Genomic DNA, 21,580 nt, shown 5'->3' with positions numbered 1-21,580 from the left:
TAAACCGAAGTGACAGACCACAGCGAGGGGGCAGGCCGAGGTCGCGCCCCGGAATCGTACGCGCAATCCAGGAGCGCCCGTGGACGCCAAGAACCGTTTCGAGACGAAGACCACCTTCGCTCTCTCCCGACTCGAATGGCTGGGCTTTCTCACCGTATCGCTCGTGCTCGCATTCCAGCACCTCACGGAAATCCGCTGGGCCGTCTTCGTGCTGCTGTTCGCGGTGATCGACGTCGTCGGATACCTGCCCGGCGCGATCGCCTTCCGGCGCAGCCCGGACGGACACGTTCCGCGCGGCTGCTACGTGGCCTACAACACGATGCACAGCCTGGTCACAGCGGGTGTCCTGGCCGGGGCGTGGGCGCTGTTCGTCCGGCCGGAATGGGCACTGCTGGCCCTCCCGATCCACCTCATGGGCGACCGGGCCCTCTTCGGGAACTCCCTCAAACCCTTCGGTGTCGCCTTCGAGCCGGAAACCACCCCGGAGTTCCGCAGGTTCGAGCAGCGGTACCACTCGGCGGCGGATTCCGGTGAAAGCGCCGCCGTGCGGACTTCCGTGGAGGACGCCGATGCCGTCCGTGCTTGACACACTCGCCGCGCACAGCGACAACCCCAGTTCCTTTCTCGCCCTCAACAGCGGGAACGCGTACTTCCACGACGGCGGGTTCGACGGCGCCTGCGCCTATCGCACCTCGGGCCGCTACGTACTGCAATTCGGCGGCCCGTTCACCGCGCCGGAACACCGTGCACGCCTGCTGGACGCGTTCGCCGCCCACGCCGGCCGCCGTCTGGTCGCCGTGCAACTGCAGCGGGCGGACGCCGAGCTGTACGCGGCGCACGGCTTCACGGTCAACCAGCTCGGGGCGTCGTACGCGGTGGACCTGAGCCGTTTCACGCTGCGCGGCTCACGGTTCGTCCGGCTGCGGAACAAGATCTCGCGCGCCCGGCGGGCGGGCCTGGAGGTCGCCGAGGTGATGGCCGGCGACGACTGCGCCGAACTGGACCGGATCGACCAGTGCTGGCTGCGGGACAAGGGCCGGCACGTCAAGGAGCTGCGCTTCCTCGTCGGCCAGCGCAACGGGAGCCTGCAGAGGCACCGCCGTCTGTTCGTCGGCCGGATCGACGGCGAGACGGCCGGCTACATCAACTACTCGCCGGTCTACGGCAGCCGTTCCGGCTGGCTGCACGACCTCAGCCGGCGCCGCCCCGACGCACCGCCCGGCGTGATGGAGGCGCTCAACGCCACCGTCATGGAACGGCTGACCGCCGAGGGAGCGGGCTGGCTGCACTTCGGCTTCACCCCGTTCACCGGGCTCGACCCGGAGCACGAACTACCCGGTGCCAGCCGTATGTTCACCCGGTTCGCCCGTCTCCTGGCCGAGCGCGGCGATGTGATCTACCCGGCGGCCTCCCAGCTCGAGTACAAGCAGAAGTGGGCCCCGCACGTGGTCCTGCCGGAGTACATCGCCTTCCGCGGCAGGCCCCGCCCCGGCGCGGTCTGGCAGTTGCTGCGCGCCACCAACGCCCTCTGAGCCACCGCGTCCACGGCCGCGCGAGCGCCGCGCCGATTCCGCATTCATCCCACCCTGGAGGACCGCACGCCCATGAGATTCCTAGAGCGTGAACGCGCCACCCTCGCGAAGCTGCTGCCCGAACTGGACCCCGCCCTGCGCGAGGCCCCGCTGATGGAACTGGAGCGGCCGGGCAGCCCGGGCATCCGGCACTTCCGGGACAGCGGTGGGCCAGGACTGCTCGTCCCCGAGTCCCACCAGGGCCGGGGCGCCACCGCGCTCGATGCCCTGCGCGTGCAGCGGGCCATCGGCAGCCGCTCGCCGTCCCTGGCCGTGGCCACCACCATGCACCACTTCTCCATGGCCACCCTGGTCGGGATCGGCGGCCTCGGCGACGGCCTGGAGTGGATGCTGATCGAGGGCGTGGCCTCGTCCAACCGCGTGATCGCCTCCGGCTTCGCCGAGGGCCGCAGCGGCGCGGGCATCCTCGACCCGTCGATGACCGCCACGGTGACCGCGGACGGCGTCCGGATCAACGGCGTCAAACGGCCGTGCAGCCTGGCCCACTCCATGGACGTGCTCACCGCCAGCGTGCTGATCCCGCGCGAGAACGGGCAGGGCGACGAACTCGCCGTAGCCCTCGTGCCCGCGGAGAGCGAGGGGATGAGCGTCAGCGGCTTCTGGTCCAGCGCCTTCCTCGCCGGGGCCGAGAGCGAACAGGTCACGCTCACCGACGTCCTCGTACCGCCGGAACTCCTGCTGCGCACCGGGACGACCTCCGGTGAACAGCTCGACGAACTTCAGACGGCCGGTCTGATCTGGTTCCAGACGCTGATGACGGGCAGCTACCTCGGCGCCGCGAGCGCGCTGGTGGAGCGGGTGCTGCTGAACGACCGCATCCCCGAGCACGAGCGCGTACGCCTCTTCGTCGAGACCGAGGCCGCCATGGCCACCGCCGAGGGCGTCGCCCGGCGTATCGACGCCGGTGACCTCGACGAGCCGGCGCTCGCACAGGCGCTGTACGTGCGCTACGGCGTCCAGGACGCCATCGCCCGGGTCGTCCCGCGCGCGGTCGAACTCCTCGGCGGCCTCAACTTCATGACGTCCGACGAGGTGGGCCACCTGGCCGCCTGCGCCAACGGACTCTCCCTGCACCCGCCGTCGCGCTCCCGGATGACCGCCCCGTTCTCCGCGTACCTGGCCGACCGGCCACTCGCCATCGCCTGACCGCGCCCCCCACCGTCCATCGGTGGGCCGAGACCCGTTGGGAGAACACACCCCCCATGCCGTCAGACAACCAGCGTCTCGCCCTCCTGCCCGTCGGCCGTACGGGACGGCGCGACCGCCCCTCCCTGCTGCTCACCGGCGGTTCCGGAGTGCTCGGGCGTGCCCTGATCGACGAGCTGTCACCCGACTTCGACCTGCTGTGCCTGCGCCGCAACACACCGTTGCGCGATCCGCGGGTGCGCGAGCTCCAGGGCGACCTGGTCGCTCCCCGGCTCGGCCTGAGCCCACTGGCCTGGCACGAACTGGCCCTTGAGGTGGACGTGGTGCTGCACTGCGCCGCCGAGACCAACTGGCATGCCCCGCCACAGGACATCACGCGCACCAATCTGCGCGGTGCCGACAACATGCTCGACCTGGCGGCCCGGGCCGACGCCCCGCTGTACCTGGTGAGTACCGCGTTCGTGGCCAACACCCCCACCGAGGAGGACCGCCGGCGCTTCCCGGGTGCAGCCGCCTACCTCGACTCCAAGGCCAGGGCCGAACAGATGACACGCGAGGCGGGCGTGCCCGGCGCCATCGTCCGGCCCTCGGTCGTCATGGGCGACTCCGTCAGCGGGCGGATCGCCGGTCGGCAGGGGCTGACCAAGACGATCGGCTCGATGGTCCTGGGGCAGGCCCCGGTGCTGCCCGGAGCCCTCGAGACCCGGATCGACATGGTGCCCCAGGACTACGTCTCGCGGGCCATCGGCGACCTGGTCCGGGGCGGCGTGGCCGACGGCGAATACTGGCTGACGGCCGGCAAGGAGGCCATCGACCTGCGGGAGTTCGCCGACGTCTGCGCGGACGTCGCCGTACGCCACGGCCTCCCCCGGCCCCAGCGGCCCCGGCTCATCCCCGTCGATGCCGTGCACCGGCTGCTCCTGCCCATGCTGGAGGGCACCTCGCTGCCCGCGTCCCTCCGGCGGCGGCTGGAGTACTACGCGGAACTGCTGCTGGTGTTCCAGCGGGAGTTGCCGTTCGACACATCCCTCGGCGAACCCGACTGCGGCACCCGCCTGACCCGGACCGACATCAGGGCCGCGCTCGTACGCAACGCGGAGAGCTGGGCGGGGGACAGGGCCGACCTGCTCACCCGGAACCGGACCGCCGCGGCCGCTGCGATGGAGGTGGCGTCATGACCGTATCGCCCCCGTCCACCGGGCCCGCCGGGCCGCGCTCTGAGACCGCGACGCCGTCCTCTGAGACCGCGACGCCGTCCTCTGAGACCGCGACGCCGTCCTCCGGGGTTGCCGCCGCGTCCTCCGGAACCTCCGCCCCGCACTCCGGGACCGCCGCGCCGACCGACCGGCCCGACATCGTGGACCTCTACCTCAAGCACATCGGCTCCGGCCGTGCCGTGATGGGCCGTGTCATGGGCGGCATGGCCGAGGTCCGCTCCGAGGGGGTCTGGATCCACACCGACGACGGCCGCCGCTTCCTGGACTTCGGCGGCTACGGCGTCTTCATCATGGGCCACCGCCACCCGGCCGTCGTCGAAGCGGTGCACCGGCAGATCGACACCCACCCGCTGGCCAGCCGCGTCCTCCTCGAACCCGTCGCCGCCCTGGCCGCCCAGGCCCTGGCCGCCCACACCCCGCCCGGCCTCGACTACGTCCACTTCGTCAACTCCGGCACCGAGGCCACCGAGGCGGCCCTGAAACTGGCCCGCGCCCACGGACTCACCTCGGTGATCACCACCCGCAGCGGCTTCCACGGCAAGACCCTCGGCGCGCTGAGCGTCACCGCCAACGCCACGTACCAGACGCCCTTCAAGCCCCTGCTCCCGGACGTCACCCAGGTGGCCTACGACGACCCGGCCGACCTCGAACAGGCGCTGGCCGCCCGCCGCGACCGGGCCTGCGTCATCGTCGAACCCGTCCAGGGCGAGGGCGGCGTACGCATCCCCCGCCACGGCTACCTCAGCCAGGTGCGGGCGCTGTGCCAGGCGTACGGCGCCTTTCTGGTCGTCGACGAGATCCAGACCGGCATGGGACGGCTGGGCACCTGGTGGGGCGCCGACGCCGAGGGCGTTCGTCCGGACGTGCTGCTCGTCGGCAAGGGACTCAGCGGCGGTGTCGTACCGGTCGCCGCGATGGTCGCCACCGCGGAGGCCTACGCCCCCTTCAGCCGCGACCCCTACCTGCACACCTCCACCTTCGGCGCCTCGCCGATCGCCTGCGCCGCCGCCCTCGCCACCGTACGGGCCATGGAGGAGGAGGACACCGTGGCCCGGGCCGCCGCGCTCGGCCTGCGCATCCTCACCGCCGTACGGGACGTGTGCGCGCCGTACCAGGGCGGACTGGTCCGCGAAGTGCGCGGCCGGGGTCTGCTGATCGGTATCGAGTTCGCCGAAGAACAGGCGGTCGGCGAACTCCTGCTGGAACTGATCTCCCGCGGTGTGCTCGTCAACAACTCCCTCAACTCCACCCGGGTCCTGCGGCTGACCCCGCCGGCCGTGGTCGAGGACTCCGCGCTCGACCTGTTCCTCACCACCCTCGGCGCGGCCCTGCGCAGCACGGCCGACCGTATGACCAGCTGACACCGGCTCCTGGCGCCGGCGCCAGCCACCAGCTCCGGACACCAGCGTCCGGAAACCCTCCGGGAAGGAACCGAACGAACCATGCGCCACGTGGTCCTGCACGCCCTGGCCGACGGACTGGCACCCGCCGACGTCTACGACCGCATCAGCGACTTCCGCCGCTATCCCGAGTACAGCGACACCTTCCGTGAGGTGCACGTCGCGCCTCCGCTGCCCGACGGCTCCACGGTCTCGGACTGGACCGTCAAGTTCCGGGGAGGCCTGATGCGGTGGCGGGAACGCGACACCTACTCGCCCGAGACGTACTCCATCGCCTTCGAACAGCTCAGCGGCGACTTCCGGACCTTCGAGGGGAGCTGGCGCTGCGAAGCGAGGGGCGGCGGCACGCTCGTCGTCTTCACCGCGGCCTTCGACCTCGGCATCCCTTCCCTGGCCATGATCCTCGACCCGGTGGCCGAGTCGGCCGTGCGGACCAACATGGCCCGCGTGCTGCGGGGCCTTGCGGGCGCGGAGGTGATCGATGAGCGCGCGGCTGCGGCTCGTGACTGACCGGGCGGCCGTCGCGGGCGCCCCGCCGACGGCCGCCGACCCACCGCGCGAGGAACCGCTGCACGAGGAACCGGGGCCCGGCGCTGCCCGCTGTCTCGGCCTGTACGCCAAGCTGGCCGCCGGCGTGACGGTCGTGACCGCCCGCGGCGAGGACGGCCCGCTGGGCATGACGGTGTCCGCCGTCACCTCGCTCTCCGCCCGCCCGCCGCTGCTCCTTGCCTGTCTGCGCGACGGCTCCCGCACCCTCGCCGCCGTCCGCGCCCGCCGGGCCTTCGCCGTGCACCTGCTGCGCGAGGAACAGCGGGAGCTCGCGGGCCGGTTCGCGTCCCCCACCACGACCGCGGCGGAGCGGTTCGCCGGTACCGACACCCGGCAGGTGCTGGGCGTCCCCGTGCTGGCCGGCGCGCTCGCCTGGTCGGTGTGCCTGACCGAGGACGTACGCCGCTACGGCGACCACCACCTCGTCGTCGGCCGGGTCGCCGCCGTGCACGTGGGCGGCGGACGCCCGCTGCTGTGGCACGACCGCCGGTTCGGTGCGCTGACCGAGCCGGTGCCGGACGCCGCCGGATGACCAGGCCATCGGCCGGGACGCCGTACTGGGACCCCGCGGAACTGCCGACGCAGCCCCAGCTGCACGGCGTGGTCACCGCCGACGTGGCCGTCGTCGGGGCCGGCCTGGCCGGGTTGTCCTGCGCCTACCACCTGGCGGAACGCGCCCCGGGGCTTGACATCGCGGTGGTGGACGCCGAGTACCCGGCCGCCGGCGCCAGCGGCCGGGGCACCGGTCTGCTGGGCCCCCGGGCCGGCCCCGCGGTCGACCGTGCGGTGCGCCGCTTCGGCCCGCAGACGGCGCGCAGGATGCATCGGGCCAGCGAGCGGGCGGTGCGGGACGTCCTCGACCTGTGCGCCCGGCTCGACGTGCCGTGCGGGCTGCGGCCCGGCGAGCAGCTGGTGGCCACGCGGTCGTCCGCGGGCTTGGTGGCACTCGCCCGCCAGGCCCGCGCCTGCCGCGAACTCGGTCTGGACGTCCCCGTCCTCACCCCGGCCGGCATCCGCGACCGGGTCGGCGTGCCCTACCGGGCGGCACTCCTGCACCGCCCCGCCGCGACCCTCGACCCGGCCGCCCTGACCTGCGCCCTCGCCCGTGCCTGCGCCGACAAGGGCGTGCGGTTCTACGGCCGCAGCCCGCTGCTGGCCCTTCGCCCCGGCGATCTGGTCGGCCCCGAGCTGGTCCTCCCGCACGGCAGGCTCTACGCCGGTCAGGCGGTGCTGGCCGTCAACTCAGCCGCGCAGGCACTGGACCTGCCGGTCGGCACCGTCCTGCCGCTCGAGGTGTACGCCGTCGCCACCGAACCGCTGAGCGCCCCGGCCTACGAGGCCCTGGGCGGGCGCGCCGGACACTCCGTCGTCGACGCCGTCCCGCTGGCGCCGTACTTCCGGCTGCTCCCGGACCAGGGCCTGGTGGCGGGCGGCGGTACCGCCACGGTCCCGGCGGGTATCGGCGCTCCCCGTCTCCAGGCCGTCAGGGAGCGTGCCTGGGCCCGGCTGGAGAGGTGGCTGCGGTCCCTGCATCCGGACCTCGCCCGGGTACGGGTCACCCACCGCTGGTCCGGCCGCATCGGCATGACGGGCGACGACCTGCCGGTGGTGGGGCCGGTGCCGGGCTTCGACGACGTCTGGTACATCGGCGGCTGCTGCGGGCACGGACTCGCCCTGTCCGTGGCGCACGGCGCGCACGTGGCCGCGGCCCTGCTGGGTGAGCCGGACCCCGGCGAACCGCTCCCGTGGCACCGTTCCCGGGCCCCGCGGCTGCCCGCACGCGGCCCCGTCCGGCCCCTGCTGCGGGCGTACGTGGACGCAATGGGGCGAATCGCGCGGCATACATGCTGACGGCGGACGCGGCCCGCATCCGTACCCCAGCCCCGCAGACCCCAGCCTCGCAGCCCCGCAGACCCTCAGAACCCGACCAGGAGGTTCCACCATGCGACCCGACTTCGGTACGGACGGCCGCCTGCCGCCGTCCCTGTCCATGGGAACCGTAGATGTCGCCTTCCACCTGGCGACGGGCGGAAGCCCCGTGCCCATCGCGTTCTCGTTCGGGTTCGAAGGCCGTGCCCCCACTCTGGACTCCGTACGCGCGCGGGTCGCCGAACGCGTCCACCGCGTCCCGACGTTGCGCTACCGCATCGCACGGGACCGCAGGAAATTCCGGCGAGTGGACCGGATCGCGGTGGACCGGCATGTGCACGAGGCGTGGCTGCCCGAGGACACCGACGGGTCGGCGACCAGCCGCCTGATGCTGTCCCGGCCGATGAGCACGGACGACCGGCCGCCCTGGGACGTGTGGCTGGTCCACGGCCCGGCGGACCGCCACACCCTGGTCTACCGAACCGACCACACCTTCCAGGACGGCATGGGCGCCGCCTACACCGCCCGCGCTCTCCTCGGAGACCACCCCGAGGGCGGACCGGCCCCGCAGCATCCCGCCCGGCCCACCGCCCACGGCCTCGCGGATGCCCTGGGCGAGGTGGTGGCCGCCTTCCGCGCGCCCACCCCGAAACCCGCGTTCGACGGAGAATCCACGGGCCGCGTCGACGTCTGCCACGCCGACACCCCGCTGGCCCGGCTGCGCGCCATCGCCCGCGCCCACGGCGGCACGGTCACGGACGTCTACCTCGCGGCTCTGTCCCACGCCGTCCGCACCTGGTACCTGAAGGACACCGGCTCGGCCCATCCGCCGCTGCCCGTGTCGATCCCGATGTCGGTCCGGGCCGCGGGAGAGGAGTACGCCCCGGGCAACCGCATGGTCACCGCCCGGCTCCTGCTGCCCTGCGACGAGGAGTCACCCCAGCGGGCCCTGGCCCGGGTCGTCGCCCGCACGGGCCGGCTGCGGGAGAGCCGGCGGCGCGACGCCATGCGCTTGCTGCTGTCCGCCGCCCCGCGGACGCTCGGCGCCACCGTCGGCACCCGCCTGGTCCGCGGGGCGTTCGTGGCCGGCCCGGTGAGCAGCGTGAACTTCGGCACGGCCCTGGTCCACCAGGGGGTCGCGGCCCGTCGCGCGGCCGCCTTCGCCGGCGTCGCGTCAGGCATCCGGTGTGTGACGACGCTGACGAGCCAGCACGACACCGTGTGCCTGACCGTCGTTCACGACGAGGCCCTGGCGACCGCGGACGAACTCCCCGACCTGTGGCTCGCGGCGCTGCTGGAGCTGGAGCGGCCGTAGCCACGGCACCACGCGCAGGCCCCGGACGCACCGTTCGGGGCCTGCGCGTGGTGCCGTGTCAGGGAGTGCCGCGCAGCGTTCCGGTGGTGAGGAAGACGCTCTCCGCGGCGGCCGTGCCGATCAGCGGCAGATACGGGGAGAGGCGCTGGACCGCGTACGGCAGCGTGTACAGGTCGGCGGCCGCCGCGTCCCAGCCGTGCTCGGCCCACCAGCGCTCCGGCTCGGTAATCTGCCAGTTCCAGGCCAGTCCGATCGTCGACAGGGCGTCCATGAAGGGCGCGACGAACGGAGAGGACGTGGTGGCGGAGTTCACGCACTCGGCGCCGAACATGCTGCCGGGGGCGGAGAGTTCGGTCATCGCGGCGACGACGGCCTCCACCTCCGGGGGGTGAAGGAAGTACAGGGGTGCCTCCCAGAGCCATGCGGTGGGCCTGCCGGGATCGAATCCCGCCGCCCTGAGTTCCTCCTTCCAGGATGCTGTGCCGTCGGCCCCGACGGCGGTGCGGCGTCCGCAGGAGAGCCGGCTCCCGTCCAGTACGCGTTCCTTGAAGGCCAGTACGGCCGTGTCCTCCACCTCGAAGACGTGCACCCCGGTCGGCCAGTCGAGCCGGAAGGCACGGGTGTCCAGGCCGGCGCCGAGCAGCACCACCTGGCGGCAGCCCGAACGGGTCGCGGCGAGGAGGTAGTCGTCGAAGAAGCGGGTGCGTACCACCTGATAGTCGGGCAGCAGGCGCTGCATCGGTCCGTCGCCGGGCGGGCCCCCGTCGAACCCGGCCGCGTGGAGGAAGTCGGCGGCCCACGCGTCGCGGACGAGCGGCGCGGGCCGGAGGTACTCCGCCGCGTGCGCGGCGGCCGTCCAGAGCGCCGCGCGGGGAATGCCGTGCGGGGTTGCGGCGGCCGGCGCGAACGGTGACTGCGGACGGGTGGATTCCGGCATGGGATCTCCTTGAGGTGGGGCGGGGTGGCTGTGCGGACCCGGATCATCCGGAGCGGCGACGGCCCAGCAGGAAGGCCGCGGCACCCAGCGCGAGCAGACTTCCGGAGGGGCGGGTGGGCCGCTGGCCGCCCATCGCGGCGGGGGTGCGCGGCTCGTGGACGTTCAGTGCGAACTGGCGGTTGGCCACGTCGGAGAGGACGCCCCGGACCTGTTCCGGACTGGTGACGGCGGCCAGCAGAAGCTCCATGGAGTTCCGGGCGAACTGGTTGCGGCCGAGGAACTCGCGGCCCAGTGCGAAAAGGATCTTCGGCACCTCCCCCTGGAACACCTCGGGCAGCGTGATCTCGGGAGCCAGGCACCGCACCGAACCGTCGAGGTTCGCGAAGGACTTGCCCAGCAGTGAGACGGCCGGCGGCGAACCGATCCCGCGCTTGGTCGCCTTGCCCAGCACGGTGGTGAGCGCGATGCCGAAGTTCATGTCCTCCAGTGAGAGATGGGAGACCTTGGGCACGAACGCGGCCATGTCGGCGGCGAACGCGGGCATGTTGGCCCACGGCGTCATCCGGCCCATCTCCGCCCAGTGCTGCGCCAGCCCGGCCCCGTCGTTCTGCGCCAAGGTCATGAACAGCGGCAGCAGCTGAAGACTGGTCCTGCGGTCCAGGCGGCCGACCATGCCCCAGTCGATCAGCGTCGCGGGTCCGCCGGGAGCGGCGAAGACGTTGCCGGCGTGCGGGTCTGCGTGGAAGAAGCGATGGACGAAGTACCCGTGGTACATGAACCGCAGCAGGTCCTTGCCGATCTCCACGCGCTCGTCGTCCGTGAAGTGGGCGCGGTCGACGTGCCGCACCGACTTCCCGTCGGCCAGCGACTGGACGAGGACCCGGGGGCTGGCGTGCAGTACCCGGGGCACCTCCAGCGAACGGAACGACCGGACCTGCTCGCGTGCCTCGTCCATGTTGCGGGCCTCGCCGTTGAAGTCCAGCTCCGGCTCCATGGCGTCGAAGACCGAGCCGAGCATCGCCTCGATGTCGATGACCTCGTTGAACCGGGGAGCGACGCGGGCCACGATCTTCGACGCCCGGCGCATCAGGGCCATGTCCGCGAGTACGCCCTCGCGGATGCCGGGGCGCTGGATCTTCACCACGGCCGCGCGCCCGCCGGGCAGCGTCACGCGGTAGACCTGGGCGAGGGACGCCGCCCCCAGCGGGGCGACGGTCTCGATGTCGTCGAAGCGCAGCTTCCAGTTCGGCCCGAGGTCCCGGGCCAGTACCGGCTCGAACTCCGAGAACGGCTGGACGTCGACCTCGTCGTGCAGGTTCTGCAGTTCGTCCCGGATGGACTGGGGGACCATGTCGGGCCGGGTGGAGAGGACCTGGCCGAGTTTCACATAGAAGGGGCCGAGGCTCTCCAGGGCATGCCGTACCGCCTTGGCGCGGCGCTGCTCCGCCCCGGCGGTGGCCTCGGCCGCGGACCCGGCGGAGCCAACGAGGCCTTCCGCCGGGGACCGCGTGTCCCGCTTCGTACGCCTCCGCAGCCGGGTCGCCTGTCCCACCTCGTCGGCCACGAGACTGCCCAGGACCCTGACCACGAGACGCAGCCGATCGCCGACGACAGACGTCATCGTGTGTGATCCTCCTCAGATCGGGACCCGGGTACGGAACGGCGGTCGGCGTGCATCGCGGAGACGGCCGGGCGGGACGGTGGCACGGCCGGTCAGCCCGAGGTCGAGGACTGTCCGCCCTGGGACGGCTTTCCGCCCTGCCCCTGCTGACCGGTCAGGCCTTGCAGGGCCGCCAGCCCCTGCTGACCGGTCTGGGCCGGCAGGTTGGTCAGGTTCTGCAGGCTCTGGACCGCCTCGAGGAGCTTGGGCAGCACCTGGAGCAGCTGGGTGAGCTGGGTCGGGAGCGCCATCAGGTCGCCCGCCCCGCTCGCCGCGTGTCCGAGGCCTCCGGCCAGCTGACCGAGCCCGCCGGCCGCGCCGCCGACCGCGGCGAGCGGATTGGCCGCCCCGCCCAGCGCGGCCAGGGGGTTGCCCGCCCCGCCCAGCGCGGCCGCGAGCGGGTTGCCGCCGCCCGCGGCACCGGTGAGCGCGGCCAGGGGGTTCTGTGCTGCGCCTGCGACGTTCCCCAGCGGGCCCGCGGCCCCCGAGGCGAGGCCGGCGAGCGGGTTGCCGGCTGCGCCGAGGGCAGCCAGCGGATTGGTGACACCCGCGAGCGCGGTCGCCGGGTTGACGGCCCCGGCCAGTGCGGCGAGGGCGTTCGGGGGCAGCCCGGCCAGTGTGCTGACGGCGTTGCCGGAGCCGCGCGACGACCCTGAGTCGTCGTCGTCTCGGTTCAGGAGGTCGTCGAAAGCCTCCTTCCAGCTGTCGGTCATATCACCGACCAAATCCTTGAAGATGTCCTGGACGTTCTTGCTGTTACCCATGAGTGGGGTCCCTTTCCGTTTCTCTGCGATGGGAGGTGTGCGGGTTTCGGGTGTTATCGGGCGCAGCCTTCCAAGGCTTTCGCGCAGACGTTCTTCAATCGCGCGCGGCCCCTGGTGAAGGCGGCTTCGGCCGCCTTGACGGAGATGTTGTGTATGCGGGCGAATTCCGCAGTGGAAATACCCTTGGCGCGGGCGAGTATGACTTCCTGCTCACGCCCCCGCAGGTGTTGTACCTGGCCCAGAAGCCATCTGCCGAAGTCCTCGTCGCAGACGTCCTCCTCTGTCGTACCCGGAGTGTCCGCGAGCGCCGCACGCTGGAGGAGTCTGCTGCGACGCTCCATGTCTCGGTAGAAGTCGATGCAGAGGCGAAGCGCCACGGACGTCAGAAAGGCACCGAGTCGGTTCCTGTCCAACGTGGCGTGGGCAGCTGCCCGGGCCATGGTTTCCTGAACGCAGTCCTCGGCGTCCTGAAAACTTGGTAGTCTTCGCCGAACCAGCCGCATGAGGCGGTCCTGATGCTGGAAGATTTCTTCCCAGGAGCATTCAGCGGGCGATTGGCAGGTGGAATGTCGCACCATCGTGGATTGCAGCCCGTTGTCTCTCGGATTGAGCAGGGAGAACCGCGGCCGACTTTCCATTTGTTCGGCCATGTGGTTTTCCTACCCGAGGCCCTGGAGCGGCAAACCGGAATATGCGCCTCCGTCAGTCGGCAGGAATGTTTTTCCGTGCTCATTTCCGAGGAGCGGGCCGCCGCGCCCAGTCGCGGTTCCAGTTGAGCCACATGTCCCGTACGGTCTGGTGCACTTGGGAGCTGCCGGCGCGCAGCTCGGTGGTGTAGGCCTGGACCGCTTCCTTGCCCACCAGCCGCGCTCCGCCGGTGAAGTAGGAGCCCCGGACGTGCTGCGGTGAGCGGTACTTGCCCCACAGCAGGATCTTCATCAACGGCCAGAGGGTGAACACCCCGGACGGGCACCGGTCGTCGGGGTCCAGGGTGCCCCACACCGCCGGGACCAGTCCGCTCTCGCCCAGCAGCTCGTAGATGCGTGCGATCGCCTGCTCCTTCGTCAACTCGCCCGCACGATAGGCGAGTACGGCGTCCCGCGACTGGTCGAACATCCGCTCCACCCAGGGGTTGTCCATACCCTGGAGACCTCGGTACGGCGGCTGCTCCAGCATGTCGAAACAGGCCGGGTCGTGCGTCTTCTCGAACGTCACGGCGACCTGGTTCTGGGCGTTCGTGCCGTACAGCGTGGTGATGGTCCACACGCGGTTCCAGGCGTTCCACAGGTCGAAGTCGTCGAACGCGATGTAGCTGCAGGACACCAGGTCGTCGTAGAACCGGAACATGCGCTTGGTCCAGTGGTCCAGGTACGCGAACCTGGCGGTGTCGAAGTCGTCCTTGCGCACGGCGTCGATCAGCCGGTGGCCCAGGGCGTTGAGCGCCATCACGGTGACGGCGAGACCGCTGGAGAAGAGCGGGTCGATGAAGTCACTGGCGTGCGGCAGCAGACACCACCGGTCGCCGACCACCTTCTGCGAGGCGAACTGGGTGCGGTCGGTGGACACGTACGGCCGGACCGCCCGCGCGCGCTCGAACTGCCGGGCCACACTGGGGAACCGGCGCACGTACCGCCAGAACTCCTCCTCCGCCGAGATGTCCTCCGGCCGGGGGTGCTGGTCGAGATCGAGGTTGATGCCGACACTGCACAACTGGTTCGTGCTGGTCGACTGGTTGTCGAACGGGATGACCCAGAACCACCCGCCCGGGAACATGTGGTGGAGCGTTCCCTGGCTGAACGGGCTGGGCATGCCGTGCTGTTCACGCGAAGGCGCCACGGCGTCGAAGGGCCGCACGTCCACCATGTGCGTGAAGATCGTGCGCGACCTCGTGCGGTAGGGCGGTTCCTGCCGCAGCCCGAGGCGCTCGGGCAGGACCGCCCGCATGCCGCCGGCGTCGACCACGTACGAAGCCCGGAAGGTGCCCCGGTCCCGGGTGACGAGAGTCGCGCCGTCCTCCTCGAACTTCACGTCGTCGACCATGGTGTGGGTGTACGCGGTCACGCCGTAGGACACGGCGACGTGGAACATGTACGCGTCCACGTCCTGCCGGAAGTAGTGCGAGTCGGGACCGAGCGGAGGCCCCCAGGTGGGGTACTGGGTGCACTCGTCGGGCCGGGTGGGCTCACCTTCCCGGTGGTAGATGAAGCTGAAGTTTCGCTTGACCCCGCTGTTCGACGACACGTGGCGGCGCAGTGCCGCGTTGGTCGCCAGGTGCTCGAGCTCGGGGACGTCGTAGCGGCGGGCCAGGACCCGGAGCCCGAACGTGGTCTCGGGGACGGTGGACTCTCCGATGGCGAACCGGGGGTGGCCGCTGCCTTCGAGCAGCAGCACGCGCACGCCGTGACGTGCGAGTACGGTCCCCAGCATCGTCCCGCCGATGCCGCCTCCGACGATGGCGACATCGAAAACACGCTGGTCTTCTTGCATGTCTGCGGTTCCTTTCGCGACGGGAAGGGCGAGTCGCCGGGCTCCCCGGTCACCGGTGGGTGACCGGGGAGCCCGGCAGCACCCGGCGCAGCCCGCAGGCCACCACCCGGGCGGAGAAGGACGCGGCGAACCCGGGGGTGGGCGCCAGTCCGGTCAACAGGCGTCGGTCACCGGGCACTTGCCGCTCGCCGCGCCCGGTGACGTCCAGCCACACGCCGAAGTGCAGCAGCCGCGCCTCGGGTCCGGCGTCGCGAGCGGGGAACGGCCGCATGTGCTCGCGCACCGCACGCGTGAGGGTCGTGCGCCGCACCGTGCCCACCTGGTGCCGGGCCAGGAAGTGGTCGAGCAACTGGGCGGAGCGGCACGGGAATCCACCGCGACCGAGCGGAGTGCGCCCTACCAGCCCGGCGTCGTGGAACGCCGCGGCGGCCAGCAGGCCGACCCGGTCGTAGGCGGTCCCGTGGGTCCGCGCACAGGCGTCGGCGAGCAGGAACGTCCGCAGAGAGTGCACGGCGACGTGGGGCGGCAGGAGCCGGCACATCTCCGTCAGCGCGGCGCCCGCGAGGGGGTGCCCGAGCAGCTCCGCGAGGGCCGGGCGGCCGAGCAGAGGCTGCCATGCCTCGGGCAACACCCTCGGTGGGACGGAGTGTGAACTCGCCCCGCTCCCCCGGGGATCGGGGACCTCCGGCATCTCAGGCCCTGCGGCCATGGCGCAACCCCCCTTGCCTCGCGACCTATTGGCTGTGTCCGTCTCATCTGTCTTTACGCTCGGGCCGCCCTCCGCCCCCCGCCCCCCGTTTCACAACGCTCCGTCCGCGTAAGCGCGTTGGCGTGCAACCGGCGGCGCGCGATACCGGTAACGCGCGCCGGGCGTACGTTCCGGGCGTCCATTCGGAGCGGTGTCCTGTTCGAATGAATGAGCCCTACTCACCCGTTGTGGGGGTGCGGGCGCGGGTGACGGGAGGAGGATGCGCCCTGTGCTCCCACTGGTGGAAGATTTCTGTAGTAAACCTCGTGAGGCGCGGGGAGTGTTCAGGTCAGGACCGAATCTCGCCTGTGCTGAAATGCGGTGTTGGTATGGTCAGTTTCCCGATCGCCGACGATTTGCGACTTCCGGCGGAAATCGATGCGTCGTCTCTGACGGATGTTTCCGAAGGGCCGCCTGAGAGAATTCTGCTGACGGGAGCCACGGGATTCCTCGGCGGTTTCCTGCTCGCCGACCTGCTGGCTGCGACCGACGCTCGAATCCACTGCCTGGTGAGGGCGGAGTCGGCCGCTCAGGCCCGGGAGCGACTCGCCGGTCAGTTACGCGCCCGGGATGTGCCGGTGCACCACATGTCCCGGGTCGACGTCGTGCCCGGCAGCCTGGCGAAGCCGCGGTTCGGCTTGACCGACGAGGAATTCTCGGGCCTCTCGCGCGGCATCGACGTCATTTACCACTGCGGTGCTTGGGTCAATCTTCTGGCGAGTTACCCGATCCTACGCGGTTGCAATGTGTCGGGAACCCAGGAAATCCTGAGACTTGCGACCCGGACCCGCCGGATTCCCGTGCACTACATCTCGACGATGGGGGTGATCCCGGCGGCCCGAGAGGCCGGGGCCGGTGTCTCCGGTTACTGCGCCACCAAATGGGTCGCCGAGCAGTTGGTCGCGCAGGCCGCGGACCGCGGATCGCCCACGATGGTGCACCGGCCCGGTGTGATCCTGGCGGACTCGCGCACCGGCCTGGTGGGGAAGTCGGACTGGTTCGTCCACCTGACGACGGCGAGCATCCGCGCCGGCTGCGCCCCCGACCACCCCGGTCTCCTGCCGGTGGGAACGGTCGACTTCACCAGCCGCGCCATCGTCGACCTGTCCCTGAGCCGGCGTGCCCGAGGACAGGTGTTCCACGTGATCGATCCCGAACCGCTGCCCTTCCGGTCGTACTTCCAGGGCTTCGCGGACGCGGGTGTCGACCTTCCGCTCGTTCCGTTCGACACCTGGCTGGAGCGGCTTCGCGACCTGGGCGACGAGGTCCCCCGCAGCACCCTGCGGCTGGCCGGCGAGACCCTCCGGCAGATGATCCCGGGCCCGGGGCAGGACACCGCCGGCCCCACCGCGGCGTCCGCGCACCGCGCCCCGCCCGTGCTCGACTCCGACTACTTCCGCAGGATGCTCGCCTTCCTGAGCCGCGACGCCATGCTGCCCGCCCAGTGACCCACGCGCGGTTCTCTCCTCCCGTCCCTCCCGTGCACCCCTCCCGCACCTCATCAGCTGGAGTTTCCGCATGTCCCTTTTCACCTTGGAAGACCTGACGGCGATGGTGGCCGAGATCGCCGGCGCCGAAGCGGCCCGGGCGCTCTCGGAGCAGCCGGCCGACGCGCCCTTCACATCGTTGGGGTTCGACTCGATGGCCGTCATCGAACTGGCCGAGCGGATCCAGGAGCGCTACGGCGTTCCCATCCCGGACGAGGCGGTGCACGACCTGCGCACCGTCCGGCGGACCCTCGACTACGTGAACGGCCAGGCGGCCGTCGCCGCGGCGGACGGAGCCCGCTGATGGCCCGGGGCGCGGGACGGCTGACCGGCATCGGCGTCTACCGCCCCGGTGGCCTGCTCACCAGCACCGAACTCGACACCAGGTTCGGCCATGAGGAAGGCTGGATCGAGCAGATCACCGGAATCCGGACCAGGCTGAAGGCCGACCCCGACGACACCTTCGTCGAGATGGCCGCGCAGGCGGCGGACAAGGCCCTGGCCCACGCGGGCCTGCTCGCCGAGGACCTGGACTGTGTCCTGTTCTCCTCCGCCAGCAGCGTCGGCCAGGCATCGTGCCGGGCCGCCAGTCTCACCCACCGCATCGGAGCCGGCCGGGCCGGCGGGTTCGACGTCAACGGCGGGTGCGCCGGGTTCAGTTACGGGCTGACCCTGGCCTCCGGACTCATCGCCGCACAGCAGGCGCGTCAGATCCTGGTCGTCGCCGCCGAGCGGCTGAGCGACATCACCGACCCCGACGACTGCGGGACCGTCATGGTCTTCGGCGATGCCGCCGGGGCCGCGGTGGTCAGCGCCACGGAGCACGGCGGGATCGGACCGGCGGTGTGGGGAACCCACGGCCCTGGTGAGCCCTGGATGACCAGCGCCCCGCCCAAACCCGGTGCCGCCCGCCCGTACATGCACATGGACGGCACCCGGGTGGTCCGCTGGTTCGGTTCGCACATGCCGCAAGTGGCCCGGGACGCACTCGACGCGGCCGGGCTCACCTGGGACGACATCGGCGCCTTCGTGCCGCACCAGTGCAACGGGCGGCTGATCGACGCGATGGTGCGCCGACTGCGCCCGCCCGCGCACGTGGCGATCGCCCGCAGCATCGTCACCGACGGCAACACCAGTTCGGCGTCCATCCCGCTGGCTCTGGAGTCGCTGCTCGCCTCGGCCACCGTACGGCCCGGCGACAAGGCGCTGCTCCTGGGCTTCGGCGCCGGGCTGACCTGGTGCGCCCAGGTGGTCGAACTTCCGTAAGGAGCACTTCATGAACGTCACGTCCGCGTCCCCCGCGGTCGACCTCAGGCCCGCCGGCGAATCCGAAGCCGGTGTCGTGGCCCGTCCCCTGTCCCGTCTGTCCGACGCCGATCTCGGCACCCTGCTGATGATCCGCCACTTCGAACTGGCCGTGCTGGAGCTGTTCTCCCAGGGCCGGCTGCACGGCACCACGCACACCTGCCTCGGCCAGGAGTACATCCCCGTCGCGCTCTACCCGCTGCTGGACGAGGGCGACTACGTCTTCAGCAACCACCGCGGGCACGGCCACTACCTGGCCCGCTTCCACGACCCGCACGGTCTGCTCGCGGAGATCATGGGGCGGGCCGGTGCCGTCTGCCACGGCGTAGGCGGCAGCCAGCACCTCTACCGCGACCGCTACCTGTCGACCGGCGTACAGGGCCAGAGCCTGCCCGTCGCCGTGGGAGTCGGCCTGCACCTGAAGCGGGCCGAGCCGGGCCGGATCGCGGTGGTGCACATCGGCGACGGCACCTGGGGCGAGGGCGCCGTGTACGAGGCGCTCAACATGGCGCAGCTGTGGCAGGTCCCGGTGCTCGTCGTGGTGGAGCACAACGGGATCGCCCAGTCGACACCGACCGAGCGGCAGATGTCCGGCACCGTCGCGACCCGGGCGGCGGCCTTCGGCGTCGGGCACCTGCGGATCGACTCCGTGGACGTCACCGACGTACGCGCCGCCCTCACCCCCGTGGTCGAGCAGGTCCGCGACCGGCACCGGCCGTACGTGGTCGAGTGCGTGACCCACCGCGTGGGCCCGCACAGCAAGGGGGACGACACCCGCGCGGCCGAGGTCCGTGAGCGAGCGGCCCGGCACGACTGGTACCGCCGCTACCGACAGGACCATCCCGCACAGTTCGCCGCCGCCGACCAGGCACAGGCGGAGGCCGTCGCCGCCGTCGTACGAGAGGTCGGCGCGCGTCCGGCGTCCCGATGGGAGGCCCGATGACCAGGCGCCAGCGCGTGGCCGAGAACCTCAACAGCGCACTGCACCACCTCCTCGGCGCCCACCCCGGCACCTATCTGATCGGCGAGGACGTCGCCGACCCGTACGGTGGGGCGTTCAAGGTGACCCGGGGCCTCTCCGACCGCTTCCCGGACCGGGTGCTCTCCTCACCGCTGAGCGAAGGCGGCATCGCCGGCGTGGGCGCGGGCCTGGCCCTGGCCGGCAACCGGTCCGTGGTCGAGATGATGTTCTCGGACTTCGCCGCGCTGGCCTTCGACCCGCTGCTGAACTTCGCCGCCAAGTCCGTGTCGATGTACGGCCGCAGGGTTCCGATGAGCATGGTCGTCCGCTGCCCCACCGGCGGCAACCGGGGGTACGGCCCGACGCACAGCCAGAGCCTGCAGAAGCACTTCCTCGGCATTCCCTCGCTGCACCTGCGGGAAGTCTCCCCGTTCCACGACAACCAGCGCGTACTGACCGCGATGCTCGACCGCGAGGAGCCCGGTGTGCTCTTCGAGGACAAGGTGCTCTACACCCGCGCCATGTACCAGGCGGGGGTCGTGGACGACCTCTTCCGCTACGAGGTACTGGCCGATCCCAGCGAGACCGCCCGGGTGTTCGCGCCGGACTGCGGGCCCCCCGACTGGATCGTCCTGGCCCCGGGCGGGCTCACCGAACGGGCCGTCGCCGCCCTGCGCACCCTGCTCCTCGAAGAGGAGATCACGTGTGAACTGCTGGTGCCCTCCCAGCTCTACCCCTTCGACAGCAAGGCGCTGCTCCCGGTGCTGTCCCGTGCCGACCGCATCTGTGTCATGGAGGACTCCACGGCCGACGGGACCTGGGGCGAGCTGCTCGCACAGCAACTCCACGAGCAGCTGTGGAGCCGACTGGCCCGCCCGGTGCTGCCGCTGAGTGCCGAGCCGAGCATCGTACCGACCGCGGCGCACCTGGAGCACGACGTGCTGCTCCAGGCGTCCACCATCCACCGCGCGATCATGGAGGCGACGAAGTGATCGGCATCGAGCTGCCCACGCTCAACACGAACGACTCCAGCTACACCCTGGTCGAGTGGCTCGTCCCCGACGGCAGCAGTATCGAGGGCGAGGAACCGCTGGCGGTCGTGGAGACCTCCAAGGCCAGTGAGGAGATCGAGAGCACCGGCCCCGGAATCCTGCACGTCCTCGTCGTCGGCGGCCAGGACTGCAGGCCGGGGCAGACCATCGCCTACCTCTTCGAGTCGGCCGAGGAGCGCGACTCCTACCGGGCGTCGGCCGCCACCCCGGTGGCGACATCCGCACCCCCCGGCGCGGAGCTGAGCATCACCAACGCGGCCCGTGCGCTCGCCGACCGCCACGGCGTGTCCGAGGCCGAGCTGTGCGGTCTCGGGCGCACGGTGATCCGTACGGCCGATGTCGAGGCCCTGGTGCGGCGGGCCGCGTCGGCGCCCCCCTCCCCCCAGCGCCAACTGTCGAAGCGACAGCGGACGGTGGGGGCGGTGGTGACCGAGTCGATGCGGACCGTTCCGGCCGCGGCCGCCTACGCCAAGGTCGACGTCGGACAGGCGGAGGAACTGGCCCGGCAGCTGTCCGAGCGCACCGGCAGTTTCGTCTCCCTGCCCGTCCTGCTGATCAAGGCGGTGGCGCGCCGGCACGCGGCACACCCCCTGATGTTCGCCGCGCTCACCGACGACGGCGCGGTACGCGAGAGCGAACGGGCCCATGTGGGCGTCACCATGGACGCGGGCCGAGGCCTGTACACCCCGGTGGTGCACGACGCCGCCGAGCTGAGCAGCGACCGGATCGCCGACCTGCTGACCGGCTTCCGGAGCAAGGCGTTCCGGGGCACGTTCCAGGCCGCCGAACTCGCCGGTGCCAACATCATGGTCGCCCCGCACACCACCGAGGGTATGGTCCTGGCCACCCCCATCGTCTTCCCCGGCCAGACCTGCGTGATCTCCATCGGCGCCGTCGACGACCAGGTGCTCCTGGACGCGCAGGGCACCCCTCGCAGCCACCGGTTCGTCCACCTCGGCCTGGTCTACGACCACCGGGTGGTCAACGGCAGGGACGCGATGGCCCTGCTTGAGGACGTCAAGGCGGAGCTGGAGGCACCGGCCGCGCTCGGCTGACCGCCGACCCGCCACCACGGAACCCCGCCACCGCAG

General features: G+C 71.5%; 21 protein-coding genes. 15 read left to right on the top strand and 6 right to left on the bottom strand.

Annotation, left to right across the window (positions count from 1 at the left end; translation table 11 throughout):
* The first annotated feature begins 79 nt into the window (after window positions 1–79).
* The 9 genes from ACZ4V1_RS09760 to ACZ4V1_RS09720 all read left to right on the top strand — a co-directional run bounded on the left by ACZ4V1_RS09760 (window position 80) and on the right by ACZ4V1_RS09720 (window position 9,088).
* Window positions 80–586 carry a hypothetical protein gene (locus tag ACZ4V1_RS09760; RefSeq protein WP_403557280.1) on the top strand — a complete coding sequence of 169 codons (507 nt, stop codon included), beginning with the start codon at window positions 80–82 and terminating at the stop codon, window positions 584–586.
* Window positions 570–1,532 (top strand): bifunctional lysylphosphatidylglycerol flippase/synthetase MprF, encoded by a 963-nt coding sequence (locus ACZ4V1_RS09755; protein ID WP_003977544.1) that lies wholly within the window; start codon window positions 570–572, stop codon window positions 1,530–1,532. The genes ACZ4V1_RS09760 and ACZ4V1_RS09755 overlap by 17 nt, the downstream gene beginning before the upstream one ends.
* A gap of 72 nt (window positions 1,533–1,604) precedes the next feature.
* Window positions 1,605–2,738: an acyl-CoA dehydrogenase gene (locus ACZ4V1_RS09750; protein WP_468332052.1), complete on the top strand. Its 1,134-nt coding sequence runs from the start codon at window positions 1,605–1,607 to the stop codon at window positions 2,736–2,738.
* A 56-nt stretch (window positions 2,739–2,794) separates the two neighbouring features.
* Window positions 2,795–3,916, top strand: coding sequence for an SDR family oxidoreductase (locus ACZ4V1_RS09745; protein ID WP_468332049.1), 1,122 nt, complete (start codon window positions 2,795–2,797; stop codon window positions 3,914–3,916).
* Window positions 3,913–5,316, top strand: a complete 1,404-nt coding sequence (locus ACZ4V1_RS09740; RefSeq protein ID WP_468332046.1) for an aspartate aminotransferase family protein — start codon at window positions 3,913–3,915, stop codon at window positions 5,314–5,316. The genes ACZ4V1_RS09745 and ACZ4V1_RS09740 overlap by 4 nt, the downstream gene beginning before the upstream one ends.
* Before the next feature lie 81 nt (window positions 5,317–5,397).
* Window positions 5,398–5,865: an aromatase/cyclase gene (locus tag ACZ4V1_RS09735; RefSeq protein ID WP_468332043.1), complete on the top strand. Its 468-nt coding sequence runs from the start codon at window positions 5,398–5,400 to the stop codon at window positions 5,863–5,865.
* A complete protein-coding gene (locus ACZ4V1_RS09730; protein ID WP_468332040.1) occupies window positions 5,837–6,436 on the top strand; it encodes a flavin reductase family protein in 600 nt (199 codons plus the stop codon). Before ACZ4V1_RS09735 ends, ACZ4V1_RS09730 begins: the two co-directional genes overlap by 29 nt.
* Window positions 6,433–7,755 carry an NAD(P)/FAD-dependent oxidoreductase gene (locus tag ACZ4V1_RS09725; RefSeq protein WP_468332037.1) on the top strand — a complete coding sequence of 441 codons (1,323 nt, stop codon included), beginning with the start codon at window positions 6,433–6,435 and terminating at the stop codon, window positions 7,753–7,755. Before ACZ4V1_RS09730 ends, ACZ4V1_RS09725 begins: the two co-directional genes overlap by 4 nt.
* 91 nt (window positions 7,756–7,846) lie before the next feature.
* Window positions 7,847–9,088: a wax ester/triacylglycerol synthase domain-containing protein gene (locus ACZ4V1_RS09720; protein WP_468332034.1), complete on the top strand. Its 1,242-nt coding sequence runs from the start codon at window positions 7,847–7,849 to the stop codon at window positions 9,086–9,088.
* A gap of 58 nt (window positions 9,089–9,146) precedes the next feature.
* Here ACZ4V1_RS09720 and ACZ4V1_RS09715 read toward each other — a convergent pair whose 3' ends face one another.
* The 6 genes from ACZ4V1_RS09715 to ACZ4V1_RS09690 form a co-directional block, all read right to left on the bottom strand.
* Window positions 9,147–10,025 carry an SAM-dependent methyltransferase gene (locus ACZ4V1_RS09715; RefSeq protein ID WP_468332031.1) on the bottom strand — a complete coding sequence of 293 codons (879 nt, stop codon included), beginning with the start codon at window positions 10,023–10,025 and terminating at the stop codon, window positions 9,147–9,149.
* A 43-nt stretch (window positions 10,026–10,068) separates the two neighbouring features.
* Window positions 10,069–11,646: an ABC1 kinase family protein gene (locus tag ACZ4V1_RS09710; protein ID WP_468332028.1), complete on the bottom strand. Its 1,578-nt coding sequence runs from the start codon at window positions 11,644–11,646 to the stop codon at window positions 10,069–10,071.
* A gap of 92 nt (window positions 11,647–11,738) precedes the next feature.
* On the bottom strand, window positions 11,739–12,449 hold the full coding sequence (locus ACZ4V1_RS09705; protein WP_468332025.1) for a hypothetical protein: 711 nt from the start codon (window positions 12,447–12,449) through the stop codon (window positions 11,739–11,741).
* A 53-nt stretch (window positions 12,450–12,502) separates the two neighbouring features.
* Entirely contained in the window at window positions 12,503–13,099 is a 597-nt protein-coding gene (locus ACZ4V1_RS09700; protein WP_468332022.1) for an RNA polymerase sigma factor, read from the bottom strand.
* 79 nt (window positions 13,100–13,178) lie between these two features.
* A complete protein-coding gene (locus ACZ4V1_RS09695) occupies window positions 13,179–14,936 on the bottom strand; it encodes an NAD(P)/FAD-dependent oxidoreductase (RefSeq protein WP_468332019.1) in 1,758 nt (585 codons plus the stop codon).
* A gap of 49 nt (window positions 14,937–14,985) precedes the next feature.
* Window positions 14,986–15,567, bottom strand: a complete 582-nt coding sequence (locus tag ACZ4V1_RS09690; protein ID WP_468332016.1) for an HD domain-containing protein — start codon at window positions 15,565–15,567, stop codon at window positions 14,986–14,988.
* 383 nt (window positions 15,568–15,950) lie between these two features.
* Between ACZ4V1_RS09690 and ACZ4V1_RS09685 the strand changes: the two genes are divergently transcribed.
* The 6 genes from ACZ4V1_RS09685 to ACZ4V1_RS09660 all read left to right on the top strand — a co-directional run bounded on the left by ACZ4V1_RS09685 (window position 15,951) and on the right by ACZ4V1_RS09660 (window position 21,544).
* Window positions 15,951–17,132, top strand: a complete 1,182-nt coding sequence (locus ACZ4V1_RS09685) for a thioester reductase domain-containing protein (RefSeq protein WP_468332013.1) — start codon at window positions 15,951–15,953, stop codon at window positions 17,130–17,132.
* 70 nt (window positions 17,133–17,202) lie between these two features.
* A complete protein-coding gene (locus ACZ4V1_RS09680) occupies window positions 17,203–17,475 on the top strand; it encodes an acyl carrier protein (RefSeq protein ID WP_365616138.1) in 273 nt (90 codons plus the stop codon).
* Window positions 17,475–18,437 carry a ketoacyl-ACP synthase III gene (locus ACZ4V1_RS09675; protein WP_468332010.1) on the top strand — a complete coding sequence of 321 codons (963 nt, stop codon included), beginning with the start codon at window positions 17,475–17,477 and terminating at the stop codon, window positions 18,435–18,437. Before ACZ4V1_RS09680 ends, ACZ4V1_RS09675 begins: the two co-directional genes overlap by 1 nt.
* Window positions 18,438–18,447: 10 nt before the next feature.
* Window positions 18,448–19,419: a thiamine pyrophosphate-dependent dehydrogenase E1 component subunit alpha gene (locus tag ACZ4V1_RS09670; protein ID WP_468332007.1), complete on the top strand. Its 972-nt coding sequence runs from the start codon at window positions 18,448–18,450 to the stop codon at window positions 19,417–19,419.
* Window positions 19,416–20,429 carry an alpha-ketoacid dehydrogenase subunit beta gene (locus ACZ4V1_RS09665; protein WP_468332004.1) on the top strand — a complete coding sequence of 338 codons (1,014 nt, stop codon included), beginning with the start codon at window positions 19,416–19,418 and terminating at the stop codon, window positions 20,427–20,429. Before ACZ4V1_RS09670 ends, ACZ4V1_RS09665 begins: the two co-directional genes overlap by 4 nt.
* Entirely contained in the window at window positions 20,426–21,544 is a 1,119-nt protein-coding gene (locus ACZ4V1_RS09660; RefSeq protein WP_468332001.1) for a 2-oxo acid dehydrogenase subunit E2, read from the top strand. The genes ACZ4V1_RS09665 and ACZ4V1_RS09660 overlap by 4 nt, the downstream gene beginning before the upstream one ends.
* Window positions 21,545–21,580 lie beyond the last annotated feature (36 nt).

Source organism: Streptomyces sp. NPDC028991 (assembly GCF_055564775.1).
This window is presented reverse-complemented; position numbering and strand designations above follow the sequence as displayed.

What these genes read in the sequence shown, in the direction of transcription:
- ACZ4V1_RS09665 (WP_468332004.1), top strand. Translation starts at nt 19,416, where the DNA reads ATGACCAGGCGCCAGCGCGTGGCCGAGAACCTCAACAGCGCACTGCAC.
- ACZ4V1_RS09710 (WP_468332028.1), bottom strand. Translation starts at nt 11,646, where the DNA reads ATGACGTCTGTCGTCGGCGATCGGCTGCGTCTCGTGGTCAGGGTCCTG.
- ACZ4V1_RS09730 (WP_468332040.1), top strand. Translation starts at nt 5,837, where the DNA reads ATGAGCGCGCGGCTGCGGCTCGTGACTGACCGGGCGGCCGTCGCGGGC.
- ACZ4V1_RS09725 (WP_468332037.1), top strand. Translation starts at nt 6,433, where the DNA reads ATGACCAGGCCATCGGCCGGGACGCCGTACTGGGACCCCGCGGAACTG.
- ACZ4V1_RS09695 (WP_468332019.1), bottom strand. Translation starts at nt 14,936, where the DNA reads ATGCAAGAAGACCAGCGTGTTTTCGATGTCGCCATCGTCGGAGGCGGC.
- ACZ4V1_RS09700 (WP_468332022.1), bottom strand. Translation starts at nt 13,099, where the DNA reads ATGGCCGAACAAATGGAAAGTCGGCCGCGGTTCTCCCTGCTCAATCCG.
- ACZ4V1_RS09670 (WP_468332007.1), top strand. Translation starts at nt 18,448, where the DNA reads ATGAACGTCACGTCCGCGTCCCCCGCGGTCGACCTCAGGCCCGCCGGC.
- ACZ4V1_RS09720 (WP_468332034.1), top strand. Translation starts at nt 7,847, where the DNA reads ATGCGACCCGACTTCGGTACGGACGGCCGCCTGCCGCCGTCCCTGTCC.
- ACZ4V1_RS09675 (WP_468332010.1), top strand. Translation starts at nt 17,475, where the DNA reads ATGGCCCGGGGCGCGGGACGGCTGACCGGCATCGGCGTCTACCGCCCC.
- ACZ4V1_RS09755 (WP_003977544.1), top strand. Translation starts at nt 570, where the DNA reads ATGCCGTCCGTGCTTGACACACTCGCCGCGCACAGCGACAACCCCAGT.
- ACZ4V1_RS09715 (WP_468332031.1), bottom strand. Translation starts at nt 10,025, where the DNA reads ATGCCGGAATCCACCCGTCCGCAGTCACCGTTCGCGCCGGCCGCCGCA.
- ACZ4V1_RS09735 (WP_468332043.1), top strand. Translation starts at nt 5,398, where the DNA reads ATGCGCCACGTGGTCCTGCACGCCCTGGCCGACGGACTGGCACCCGCC.
- ACZ4V1_RS09745 (WP_468332049.1), top strand. Translation starts at nt 2,795, where the DNA reads ATGCCGTCAGACAACCAGCGTCTCGCCCTCCTGCCCGTCGGCCGTACG.
- ACZ4V1_RS09750 (WP_468332052.1), top strand. Translation starts at nt 1,605, where the DNA reads ATGAGATTCCTAGAGCGTGAACGCGCCACCCTCGCGAAGCTGCTGCCC.
- ACZ4V1_RS09740 (WP_468332046.1), top strand. Translation starts at nt 3,913, where the DNA reads ATGACCGTATCGCCCCCGTCCACCGGGCCCGCCGGGCCGCGCTCTGAG.
- ACZ4V1_RS09680 (WP_365616138.1), top strand. Translation starts at nt 17,203, where the DNA reads ATGTCCCTTTTCACCTTGGAAGACCTGACGGCGATGGTGGCCGAGATC.
- ACZ4V1_RS09705 (WP_468332025.1), bottom strand. Translation starts at nt 12,449, where the DNA reads ATGGGTAACAGCAAGAACGTCCAGGACATCTTCAAGGATTTGGTCGGT.